Below are 10,874 nucleotides of genomic sequence, written 5' to 3'. Positions count from 1 at the left end.
CTTCCCCGACCGCCCGATGAACTTCTTTTACGTTTCCCTCCGGAATAACGACGTTGCCGAAGTCAGCCACGCTTACATCCCTTACGTCCACATCGTGGTCGTAATCGTATGTTGAATTGAATCGTAATGACTCACGCACGGCATCGGGACCTTCTTTAGCTCCCTTCCTGCCCTTAACGGCGCCGTCATACGGAACACCGACAAGTCCGAATTCCACCTTTTCGCCTTGATACGGCTTAAAAAGGTCGAGCGCCCGAGGGTCATTTTCATCGAATACTCTTTCGGGGATTTCAGCTTTCGGCTGCTCGAATTTATCGGATAATAAGTTCAAATTCTCGATCTCCGACTATGCCGTGTCCCATTCACGGATCTCTTTTGAAATCGATTCTACACATAGCTTGAATAAATTTTCCCCGTGTTCCGCGCTCGCAAGGCTCACGTCGGCTCCCATAACGCCGTCGGGATAGAGCTCCCTGAACGTATTCTTATCGGCAAAATACGGCGACCGTTTCATCTCGCGGAATGGAACCTCTACCGGTTTAATTTCATCGCCGAAATGATACATCACCTGGCTCGTTTCGCTCGGAGTGCTGTGGTGCCCTTCCCTGTCACCGAAATTTTTCACGATGTAGGAGTTGACCTCCTCCGGTTCCCACCAGCACCTGAAATAGACGCGCATCTCAGGCATGTCGTTTATGAACGAGGAGAGTGCCGTCCGCACCGTGTCACGGTTTCCGCCATGACCGTTGAGAAGCATCACCCTCCTGAAGCCATGAATTCGCAGGCTGTCGAGGAGTTCCCTCACTATCGCAATAAACGTCTCCGGAGTGAACGTCAGCGATCCGGGGAAAGTCATGTGATGAACGCTCATGCCGATTGGAATTACGGGCACCGAAACAATATCCAAATCCTCCGCTACCTTCCTCGCAATCCTGTCCGCCAACATATGGTCGGTACCGAACAGTCCGAAGGGACCGTGCTGCTCGGTGCTCCCGATCGGAACAATCGCTCTGTCATCGCCGGAGAGGTAATCTTCCGCTTCCTTCCAGTTCATAAACCTCAATTCCAAAACTTTATCACCCCCACCTAAATCCTCCGAGATAGTATATAAACCATGTAATCGCCAACAACATCAAAAATAAGCTCAACACGGAACGACCCGATTTCTTTTCACTGATTCTCTTTCTCTTGAATCGAAGCCCCTTTTCACTGTTTGCCGCCGATCCTATATCTCCAAATGGATCGAAACGGTAGCGCGGCTTCGGAAGACGGTTAAACATCAAAAAAGGTTAATGAGGTCTCTGCCGACGAATAGGCTGCTGAAAACGCTTACGAAAGGTGTTATTAACACTGAGAAAATGGGTATTCCGAAATAAGAGTTTATAACGACAAGTCCTAAGAGTACCATCGGTCCGATTTGCTGGAACCGGAGATAACTCTCCTCATATTCTGTCGGAAGCAGCCCGAAAAGGATTTTGGAGCCGTCTAACGGTGGGATCGGTATCATGTTGAATATTGCGAGAACGAGGTTGATCATTACCGCAAAGTAGAGCATATATTGAAAGTAACCGAGAAAGCTCCCGTCCACTCTCATTCCCATCCCGATCATAATTCGGAGGATAAGCCCTAACCCCGCCGCCATGATAACGTTCGAGACCGGACCCGCAAGAGCTATCCACAGCATGTCTTTTTTAGGGTCCTTTAGGTTCATGGGATTTACCGGAACAGGCTTTGCCCACCCGAAGTGAACGATAATTATCATCATAGTACCCAACGGGTCGAGATGAGCAAGCGGGTTCATCGTCAGTCTGCCCTCATGTTTCGCCGTCGGGTCGCCCAACCGGTACGCCATCCAACCGTGAGCATATTCATGAAAGCTCAACGCCAGAAGAATCGGGGGCACACTGAGCAGCAGCGGAACGAAGTTCACCTCTATCCCCTCGGATGAAACGTTTTATGCACCTCTTTCAGGTACTCCCTGTCGAGGTGCGTGTAAATCTGTGTCGTTGAGATGCTTACATGACCGAGCATCTCCTGAACCGAACGGAGATCCGCTCCTCCTTCCAGAAGGTGCGTGGCGAATGAATGTCTCATCGTATGCGGACTGACATGTTTTTTGATTCCGGCCAGTGAAACGTATTTTTTGAACAGCTTGAAATAACCGTCCCTCGTCATTTTTTTGCCTCTCCGGTTAAGGAAGAGTACGTCACCGGAATCCCCCGCTTTTGCGATCACCGGTCTTCCCTCGCTCTCCCAGATTCCTATCCATCTGAACGCTTCTTCCCCCAACGGAATTATCCTCTCCTTCGATCTTTTTCCGATCACCCTGATGAACGCTTCTTTCTCAAATACGTTACTCTTACCGAGGTTGATGAGTTCGCTGATCCTCAGCCCGGCTCCGTACAAAGTTTCGCACATGGCGCGGTCCCTGATTCCCGCCGGGGAGGATGTATCAATCACATCTAATATACGCTTTATTTCGCTATACTCAAGCACCTCAGGTAATTTTTTACTCAGTTTCGGGGTCTGGAAATTCTCCGTGGGGTCTGTAGCGGTTATCTCCTCATCTTCAAGATACCGGTGGAACGATTTCAACGCTGACAGGTTTTGCGCAATGCTCCGGGAAGAAAGCCCGAGCGAGGAGAGCTCACTGAAGATGCTTGCGACAGTCAGAGTCGTAACCTTTGAAGCTTCTTTTATCCCGCTCTCATCGAGAAATGAAATGTACCGGTTTAGAGCGACAGTGTAAGCGGATATCGTGTTTTCGGAAAGGTTCTTCTCTACCCGGAGATAAATGAAGAAATCGCGTAAATTATTCCGGAGTTCGCTCCCATCATCGGACGTGGTTAGTTCCATACTCTTCTCCAGGCTTCATCAGATCTCGAAGGGGAATCAATCTAAATCATTGAGTCATTCATATTTGTGGCAGTCGTGGCTTGTTCCAAAGGAACTCCTTCGGAACCATGACGCCATTCTATTGTGCTTGTGCGGTCGGGGCAAGCCCCAACTCGCACTTGCTGTCATTGCCCGTCACTCTTTCCAGTGGACAGCCCGCGAGAATTCCCCGATCAGTTTTTCGTCCATTTTCCCCTCATGCACAGTTCCGGTCACTATAAATGACGCTCCGGCTCTCGCTCTCAGCTCAGCCGCTTCCGGTGAATGAATTCCACCCCCGACAATTACGGGCAGATTGACTTCGCTGCAGACAGCAGTTACTGTTTTCAACGGAACAGGCATCTTCGCGCCGCTTCCTGCCTCAAGATAAATCGCCTTCATTCCCATGAGCTCTGCGGCAACGGAGTGCGCCACACTTATGTCTTCCTTTTCCCGGGGTATCGGCGTCGTTCCGCTCATGAATTGGGCTGACGTTATGCCGCCCGATTCGATCAAGAGATACGCCGTTGACACTGTCTCTAATTTCAATTCCTTAATTTTCATAGCCGACCTTACCTGCTCGCCGATTATCTTATCGGCGTTCCGTCCGCTCAGTAGAGAAAGGTACAAAAGCAGGTCAGCCCTGCCCGAAATCTGTCTTGAAGAGCCGGGGAAGATAATAACGGGAAGCTCCGTGGAACTTTTCAGTTCAGCCACTGAAGAATCAAAATCGGTATTATTTATAAGACTCCCCCCTATGAGAATCCCGTCCGCTCCGCCTTTGGTGATCGATTTAGCGGCTTCGGATAGCGGGCCGTTGTTTACCGAATCGGGGTCAACGAGAACAAGATACGCCGATCCCTTTTCCTCAACTGATTCAAGGAGTTTTTTCCAGACCGACACCGGTCAACTCACCCCGCCGAGAAGCTCGACGAACCTGTCCATTTCCTCTTTTGTCCTCTTCTCCGTAACGCATATAAGCAGCCCGTTATCGATTCCATAATCAAATCCTGATAGATCAATACCTGCAAAAATATTTTCCTCGAGAAGAGATTCGATGATTTTCGAAGGATCAACGGGGGTTTTTACCACAAATTCTTTGAAAAACGGTGAGCCGAACATCACCTCGAAACCGGAGAGCTCGCTTATCTGTTCCGCGAGGTAGTGACTTTTTTGCGTACTCAGCTCGGCGACTTTATAAATCCCTTCTTTCCCCATTATAGACATGTAGATCGCCGCCGACAGCATCACGATCCCCTGGTTCGTGCAGATATTCGAGGTTGCCCGCTCGCGGCGGATATGCTGTTCTCTCGTCTGAAGCGTCAGAACGTACCCGCGGTTACCGTCTAAGTCCCACGTCTGCCCCGCAATCCGTCCGGGCATACGCCTGACGAGGTTCATTTTAGCCGCGAATATCCCGAGGTAAGGTCCGCCGAACTGTGTCGGAGTACCGAGCGATTGCCCTTCGCCTACCACGATGTCAGCCCCGTATTCGCCCGGTTTTTTAAGTATCCCGAGAGAAATCGGATCGGCGCTGACTATAAATAACGAACCGTTTTCACGGGCTATTTTCCCCGCCTCTTCAGCATCTTCTATGCAGCCGAAAAAATTGGGCGTCTGGAGCATGACTGCCGCTGTCTCCGCGTCTACAAGAGAACTCAACGCTTCAATATCGGTTACGCCGTTTTCAAAAGGGACAAACACGAGTTCGATATCACTCCCCTGAATATAAGTTTTTACGACGTCGCGATATGCCTGTGTGATTGTCGAGGCGACCACGAGTTTGTTTCGCTTTGTGTGCCCGCATGCGAGCAGCCCTGATTCCGCAAGCGCCGAAGCTCCATCATACATCGAAGCGTTTGCGACGTCCATACCCGTAAGCGCGCATATCATCGACTGGTATTCGAAGATAGCCTGCAGCGTGCCCTGCGAGACCTCTGCTTGATACGGAGTGTATGCGGTGAGATACTCCGAACGGCTGATTATCTCTCCGATGATGCTGGGAACAAAATGATCGTAAGCGCCTCCTCCGAGGAAAGAGACAGCCTCATTCGAGCTTACGTTACCGTTTGCGAGTCCTTTGAGCAGCTCCAACACTTCATATTCGGACAGACCCTTTCCCAAATCGCTGAAATCAGCGTTGAGCAGCTCCTGAGGAACGTTGGAGAGGAGCTCTTCAAAACTCTCCACGCCTATGACGGAGAGCATCTCTTTCCGGTCTTCCTCGGTGTTTGGAATCAGGTGAAATGAATCTTCGGAGCTCATCCGATCAATTCCGAATATTCTTCAGCGGACAGGAGGTTTTCAATTTCAGATTCATCAGAATATTCGAGTTTGGCGATCCAGCCCTTCCCGTACGGATCATCGTTGACAAGTTCAGGTGAATCGAGTAGTTCCCCGTTGACCTCAATTATCTTACCGGTCAGCGGAGCGTACAGGTCTTCGACAGTCTTTACCGCTTCGATAGTTCCGAAAGGGTCCCCCTTCTTGGTTTCATCACCGACCGCCGGCATCTCGAGCCAGGCGATGTCTCCGAGCTCCGACTGAGCAAAATCCGTGACACCGATTGTCACGACGTTTCCGTCTATTTTAGCCCACTCATGCTCTTTCGTATATTTCAGATCAGCCGGCAGATTCATCACACCACCTCCTCAATTCTTTCATCAATATCATCCTCTAGCTTATCATCATAATCCGAACGCTTCTGGAACATGGGATCATAGTCGAAGCTCTCGAGAAAACCCGTGTCATATTCACCTCTCGCGAAACGTTCGTCTTTCAAAACCTGCATATGAAACGGCAGTGTCGTTTTCGGTCCCTCTATTACGCACTCCTCTATACCCCTTTTCATCCTGCCGATCGCTTCGTCTCTCGTTCTACCCCAGGCTATCATCTTAGCCAGCAGTGAATCATAATACGGCGGCACCACATAGCCGGCATATACATGTGTATCTACGCGTATTCCCACACCGCCCGGGACGTGGAATGCACTGATAAGAGCCGGAGAGGGCATGAAATTCTTTTCGGGATCTTCGGCGTTTATCCGACATTCTATCGCATGCCATTGAGGTTTTGCCTTTAGTACTTCTTCGCTTATCTTTTCGCCGGCGGCAATCCGAATCTGTTCTTTTATCAGGTCAACACCGTAAGCCATTTCCGTAACCGGATGCTCCACCTGTATCCGCGTGTTCATCTCCATGAAATAGAAGCTGCCGTCCTTATCGAGCAGAAATTCTATCGTGCCGGCATTTCGGTAATCCACTTCCTTTGAGCCTTTTATGGCGGCATCGCCCATCTTCTTCCTGAGAGCGGGGGATACTGCCGGAGAAGGTGATTCTTCTATAAGTTTCTGATGCCTCCGCTGGATGGAGCAGTCGCGTTCGCCGAGGTGGATTGTGTTCCCATGATCGTCAGCAAGCACCTGAATCTCTATATGACGCGGATTTTCAATAAGTTTTTCAATATAGAGCGAACCGTTGTTGAAATTTGCCTGTGCTTCTGCTCTCGCTATAGAAAATAAGTTGTCCATATCTTCTCTTTCGCGCACAATTCGCATCCCCTTCCCTCCGCCGCCCGCGGTTGCCTTGAGTATTATCGGATAACCTATATCAACGGCAATCTTTTCAGCATCGGCGGAACTCTCCACGAGTCCATCACTTCCGGGAATTACGGGGACTCCCGCACGTTTCATCGTCTCTTTTGCAAGGGCTTTATCTCCCATCGCCTGAATAACTTTTGCAGACGGACCTATAAAGGAAATACCTGAATCAGCGACGCAATCGGCGAAGTTCGCATTCTCGGCGAGGAATCCGTATCCCGGGTGAATAGCGTCCGAATCGGTGATCTCCGCCGAAGCGATAATTTGCGGTATGGAGAGGTAGCTTTCGGCTCCCGGCGGAGGCCCGATACATACCGCTTCATCGGAGAATTTTACATGAAGCGAATCTTCGTCCGCTTCTGAATAGATTGTCGCCGTTTTGATTCCGAGCTCATGACACGCGCGGATAATCCGAAGAGCAATTTCTCCGCGGTTGGCTATAAGTATCTTTTTAAACATCCAGAAATATTTAGCCGGTATCGATCAGGAAAAGAGGCTGATTGTATTGGACAGGTTTTGCGTTTTCCACCAATATCTTTTTGATCACACCTGTATATTCAGATTCTATTTCGTTCATCAGTTTCATCGCCTCTACGATACAGAGGACGTCGCCTATTTTCACTTTATCACCCACCACTATATACGCGTCTGCGTCCGGAGCCGAAGCTGCATAATAAGTGCCTACCATCGGAGATTTAATCTCAATGAGATTTCCCTCTAATTGATCTTCGCCTGAAGACAGACCGGCGACATCTTCTCCGGAAATCTGTTCGGGTTCTTTTTTGCCGGAATCGACTCGCAATCCGCCTCTGACCACTGAACCATTGTCACCTCTCCGGTTCCTGGTTATCCGTACACGTCTCCCCCAGCGGCTCACTTCCAATTCGTCAATATCGGATTCCTCCACTATCTTTATGAGCTGCCTTATCTGTTTTTCATTCATTATATCTCCGAAAGGTAACTTTAACTTTCTACTTAACCCTCTCAACATAGTCCCCCGTCCGCGTATCAATTTTTACGTTTTCACCCTGCTGGACGAAAAGAGGTACGTTGACCACCGCGCCGGTATCAAGGCGGGCAGGCTTGCTTCCTCCCTGCGCTGTGTCCCCTTTGACACCCGGATCGGTTTCGACTATCTCCGCCACTATGAAGGGAGGGATCTCAATATCTATCGGTTCATCGCCATGGAAAAGGATCTTGATCTCCATGCTCTCCTTGAGATAATCCTTGACCTCGTCTATCAGAGAACTGGAAATTGGAATCTGATCGTAAGTGTCTGTGTCCATAAAATGGTAGCCTGAATCGTCTGAATATAGAAACTGCATCTTTTTTGCGTCAAGACGAACTTCGTTTATTCTCTCGCCCGCACGAAACGTTTTATCTATTATTTTACCCGTCTGCACGCTTTTTAACTTAGTCCGGACGAACGCCGGGCCCTTACCCGGTTTCACGTGCATAAATTCGACTATCTTGTAGATCTGGTCGTTGTACGAAAACGTATATCCGTTTCTGAAATCGCTCGTTGTTGCCATTCTTTAAACCCTATCACCTTATTTATCACATACTGCGGAATTTTCTAATTTACGAGTATATAATCCATCTGTCAATACTTTTACTTAGTTAAACGGAAGCTCTATTGGTTTCAGCTTCGGTAAAAAATTACCTCAAGATGCGTCTTGCAGTTACGTAACGCTTTTTATAATAATCTTGATTCATTGAAGAGTTTATGACGCCTTTAGAAAGGCTTGCGTGAACAAAAGTTTCGTCCCCGATGTATATACCCACATGACTGACGCCTTTCGATTCTATATCCCTGAAGAAAACAAGGTCTCCGAATTTGAGCTGCCGGCGGTTGATTTTAGCTCCTAATTTATATTGAGCCTTAGCGTTGTGAGGGATACTCAGGTTCGCGGACTCTCCGAAGACTTTCATCGTGAATCCCGAGCAATCCATCCCCTTCATAGTGGCGCCGCCCCATTTATAAGGGACGCCCCTGTATCTGTCTATCGATTTCAGCATGGAGAGCTTGATCGGTGATGTCAGTCTCGCGGCGGTAGTCAGCGGTGTCGATCTGGTGGATTTGGAGCGGCCGGACTTGATTGATTTTTCGCTGCCTCCCTTGGCGGACGTATATATCGGCGACGGTTTCATTCCTCCGCAGCCGGATAACACCAGAGAGAAAATCAGCACTGTATGTATATTGATTTTATGCATTTATCAGGGGCATAAGGCTATCCGCCCACGGAATCGAATATGAGTTGCAGATTTTTTAATTCGGATGTTTTTTCGTACTTCAACCAATCTCCTACCGTATCGGAACCCAAACCTTCCCCGCACTTAACGATAAACATGATTCTACCGACTAAGTTAGCAATATTTGAGGCTTTGCGCAATCATTTGCGAGCCTGCGCTCAATTTATGTCATGAGGTATTCCACCGCATGAAGCGATCACCAAATCACTCTTTTAATTTACTTCCACGATACTCTGCTTCATCAACTGCGCCCGCGACAGCGAAGAAGATTCCCAGAGTTCTCCAATGAACAATTCTCTGATCTCTCTCCTTTCATTGATGATCGTCTGGATACCGACAGCGTCGGGAAGCATAGTATATCGCTCAAGCAGGTCTTCATTTACCGACGTCTATCATTCGCTCCTTGCAGAGAGGGTGTAAACCGCTTCCCTTGCCTGTAATACTCAAGCGATGATTTGCGAGTATGGTTTCGTACCCCGCAACCCCGGGAATGAAGGTAAGTCTTAAACGCTCAAGTCAATAAAATTTTACTTATTCCGCCAAAAATCTTTATGTTTTGCTGCTGACGTTTTTGTTATTTAGGGGAAGAAGATAATCAATAGTTCTCCCTGCGGCAACTTTTTTACTGAGCCAGAAAACCATCGCTGGCTTAGAAATTAATCAAGATAGATCATGTAACATTTTCAGCGTAAAGGGTGTATTCTAAATAAAGTCGTTTCTTTAAAAGTGTTCACTTTTTTGACCATTTTGCCATCCGTTTTACGATATGGATAGATACGTAACTCCTATATTAACAATTACTTAAGACTAATATATGAAATGACGATTATATTTAAACTCCTTCCACATTGGACTCACCCTAAGTCGGATAGGAGAGTACGAAATAGTCGCCCAAATCGATAAAATAGTTTAGTGAGGATCTGGAATGTTACCTGTTTTTCTTCTTGGAGAAATACTCATCATCTCTCTTGATAGAACCTACTCAATTTTACATCCTGGCCTATTAAATTATTCATCCTGAACTTCACCGCCAATCTCCATTCTTTTAGTTCTTAATATTTTAGATCCCTGTGGCAGTGACCGATAATTACCCGAAATACCCGTCTAAAATCAAGTATATGTAATATAGAAGAGTGGTGCAATATACTTTCTATTCTTCGCATTATTAACAAAAACTCAATAAGGAGGCTAGTATGAAAGGAATTATTATCAGTGCTATCAGAGGGTTCACATGATAACAATTAGAATTCTTAAGGTCTGAGCCTAGAAGCCTCCTCAGAATGATAACAATTTAACGAGGAGGCAATAATGGGATATTTAGATATGTATACCATTCTAGAGAGGCATGCTGACAGAATATCGAGAGGAGATATGGATCTTAAACAAGATCTTCTCTCACTGTCATATACCACATATTCATCAGCTTTTTCAAGGAGACATGAACTGTCTCTGGGAGAGCTGGTAAATTTCATGCTACACCGGGCTGGTGAACTCAGAAGTGGAAAGCGGAGGCACTTCGGAAATCTCGGGCATAACGGACCTAAGGATGTCTACTCAATAGTGAGATATTACAATGATGACGTTAAGATAACGCACTTGAACGGATCGGAGGGCATAGATGATGTATTGCTGGACTCATTCCATAAGAGAAGAGCACCCATAGCCGATAAGATCGCTTTTAGGATCGACTTCAAGAATTTCCTGATGAATCTACCGGAGAGAGACCGTCTTATTCTGACCAAGAGAATGGAAGGTTATAAACTCAAGGAAATATCATTAATATTCAATAGCTCACCCTCTGGTATATCTAGATGCTTGAGGAAGATGGGAGAAGAGATTGCGATCTGTTTAGATCTTCCAAAAGATCTTGCAAGCTCCTATGGGCTAGCTTAATTAAATAGAACAAATTGAAAAGGGGCTAGATTTATAGCTCCTTTTTTTACTTCCTCTTAAGGGTACACGAAAAGTTCACATGATATGCTTAGTGGTAAAGACTGGCGACATATTTAATGATAGATAGCCAAATTGTGAAGTTGGATATAAAAGTGCCCCTATATATCCGACTTTGAACAATAAACTGAAACTTGTTCATATCTAATGATATTTATAGGAGAAAGTGACAAATCTCACATTGCCTACAATAAGCTAT

14 protein-coding genes are annotated in these 10,874 nt (G+C 47.1%); 1 reads left to right on the top strand and 13 read right to left on the bottom strand.

Annotated features, from left to right (window positions below; translation table 11 throughout):
• The 13 genes from IID12_07930 to IID12_07870 all read right to left on the bottom strand — a co-directional run.
• The coding region (locus tag IID12_07930; protein ID MCH8289016.1) for an arginase family protein at positions 1-331 on the bottom strand (331 nt) is incomplete at its 3' end.
• 15 nt (positions 332-346) lie between these two features.
• Positions 347-1,069: a creatininase family protein gene (locus IID12_07925; GenBank protein MCH8289015.1), complete on the bottom strand. Its 723-nt coding sequence runs from the start codon at positions 1,067-1,069 to the stop codon at positions 347-349.
• A 7-nt stretch (positions 1,070-1,076) separates the two neighbouring features.
• On the bottom strand, positions 1,077-1,280 hold the full coding sequence (locus tag IID12_07920) for a hypothetical protein (protein ID MCH8289014.1): 204 nt from the start codon (positions 1,278-1,280) through the stop codon (positions 1,077-1,079).
• Positions 1,280-1,852 carry a site-2 protease family protein gene (locus IID12_07915; GenBank protein MCH8289013.1) on the bottom strand — a complete coding sequence of 191 codons (573 nt, stop codon included), beginning with the start codon at positions 1,850-1,852 and terminating at the stop codon, positions 1,280-1,282. Before IID12_07915 ends, IID12_07920 begins: the two co-directional genes overlap by 1 nt.
• 80 nt (positions 1,853-1,932) lie before the next feature.
• Positions 1,933-2,856: a site-specific tyrosine recombinase XerD gene (gene xerD / locus IID12_07910; GenBank protein ID MCH8289012.1), complete on the bottom strand. Its 924-nt coding sequence runs from the start codon at positions 2,854-2,856 to the stop codon at positions 1,933-1,935.
• A 174-nt stretch (positions 2,857-3,030) separates the two neighbouring features.
• Positions 3,031-3,777, bottom strand: coding sequence for a geranylgeranylglyceryl/heptaprenylglyceryl phosphate synthase (locus IID12_07905; protein ID MCH8289011.1), 747 nt, complete (start codon positions 3,775-3,777; stop codon positions 3,031-3,033).
• Between the two features lie 3 nt (positions 3,778-3,780).
• Positions 3,781-5,139 carry an aminomethyl-transferring glycine dehydrogenase subunit GcvPA gene (gcvPA, locus tag IID12_07900; protein MCH8289010.1) on the bottom strand — a complete coding sequence of 453 codons (1,359 nt, stop codon included), beginning with the start codon at positions 5,137-5,139 and terminating at the stop codon, positions 3,781-3,783.
• Positions 5,136-5,513, bottom strand: coding sequence for a glycine cleavage system protein GcvH (gene gcvH, locus IID12_07895; GenBank protein MCH8289009.1), 378 nt, complete (start codon positions 5,511-5,513; stop codon positions 5,136-5,138). Before gcvH ends, gcvPA begins: the two co-directional genes overlap by 4 nt.
• Positions 5,513-6,931, bottom strand: a complete 1,419-nt coding sequence (gene accC / locus IID12_07890) for an acetyl-CoA carboxylase biotin carboxylase subunit (protein MCH8289008.1) — start codon at positions 6,929-6,931, stop codon at positions 5,513-5,515. Before accC ends, gcvH begins: the two co-directional genes overlap by 1 nt.
• Before the next feature lie 10 nt (positions 6,932-6,941).
• Positions 6,942-7,415 carry an acetyl-CoA carboxylase biotin carboxyl carrier protein gene (accB, locus tag IID12_07885; protein MCH8289007.1) on the bottom strand — a complete coding sequence of 158 codons (474 nt, stop codon included), beginning with the start codon at positions 7,413-7,415 and terminating at the stop codon, positions 6,942-6,944.
• 28 nt (positions 7,416-7,443) lie between these two features.
• Positions 7,444-8,004: an elongation factor P gene (gene efp / locus IID12_07880; GenBank protein ID MCH8289006.1), complete on the bottom strand. Its 561-nt coding sequence runs from the start codon at positions 8,002-8,004 to the stop codon at positions 7,444-7,446.
• Between the two features lie 127 nt (positions 8,005-8,131).
• Positions 8,132-8,623, bottom strand: coding sequence for a C40 family peptidase (locus IID12_07875; protein ID MCH8289005.1), 492 nt, complete (start codon positions 8,621-8,623; stop codon positions 8,132-8,134).
• Between the two features lie 80 nt (positions 8,624-8,703).
• Positions 8,704-8,865, bottom strand: a complete 162-nt coding sequence (locus tag IID12_07870) for a hypothetical protein (GenBank protein MCH8289004.1) — start codon at positions 8,863-8,865, stop codon at positions 8,704-8,706.
• A gap of 1,168 nt (positions 8,866-10,033) precedes the next feature.
• Here IID12_07870 and IID12_07865 point away from each other — a divergent pair.
• Positions 10,034-10,618 carry a sigma-70 family RNA polymerase sigma factor gene (locus IID12_07865; protein ID MCH8289003.1) on the top strand — a complete coding sequence of 195 codons (585 nt, stop codon included), beginning with the start codon at positions 10,034-10,036 and terminating at the stop codon, positions 10,616-10,618.
• Positions 10,619-10,874: the final 256 nt, after the last annotated feature.

The sequence above is a fragment of the Candidatus Neomarinimicrobiota bacterium genome (assembly GCA_022567655.1).
GTDB lineage: Bacteria > Fidelibacterota > SORT01 > SORT01 > SORT01 > JADFGO01.
The sequence above is the reverse complement of the archived record's forward strand: the minus strand, read 5'-3'. Positions and strand labels throughout refer to the sequence as shown.

Coding starts and splice junctions, on each gene's coding strand:
- IID12_07920 (MCH8289014.1), bottom strand. CDS start 1,280: ATGTTTAACCGTCTTCCGAAGCCGCGCTACCGTTTCGATCCATTTGGA.
- IID12_07915 (MCH8289013.1), bottom strand. CDS start 1,852: ATGGCGTACCGGTTGGGCGACCCGACGGCGAAACATGAGGGCAGACTG.
- xerD (MCH8289012.1), bottom strand. CDS start 2,856: ATGGAACTAACCACGTCCGATGATGGGAGCGAACTCCGGAATAATTTA.
- gcvPA (MCH8289010.1), bottom strand. CDS start 5,139: ATGAGCTCCGAAGATTCATTTCACCTGATTCCAAACACCGAGGAAGAC.
- gcvH (MCH8289009.1), bottom strand. CDS start 5,513: ATGAATCTGCCGGCTGATCTGAAATATACGAAAGAGCATGAGTGGGCT.
- accC (MCH8289008.1), bottom strand. CDS start 6,931: ATGTTTAAAAAGATACTTATAGCCAACCGCGGAGAAATTGCTCTTCGG.
- accB (MCH8289007.1), bottom strand. CDS start 7,415: ATGAATGAAAAACAGATAAGGCAGCTCATAAAGATAGTGGAGGAATCC.
- efp (MCH8289006.1), bottom strand. CDS start 8,004: ATGGCAACAACGAGCGATTTCAGAAACGGATATACGTTTTCGTACAAC.
- IID12_07875 (MCH8289005.1), bottom strand. CDS start 8,623: ATGAAACCGTCGCCGATATATACGTCCGCCAAGGGAGGCAGCGAAAAA.
- IID12_07865 (MCH8289003.1), top strand. CDS start 10,034: ATGGGATATTTAGATATGTATACCATTCTAGAGAGGCATGCTGACAGA.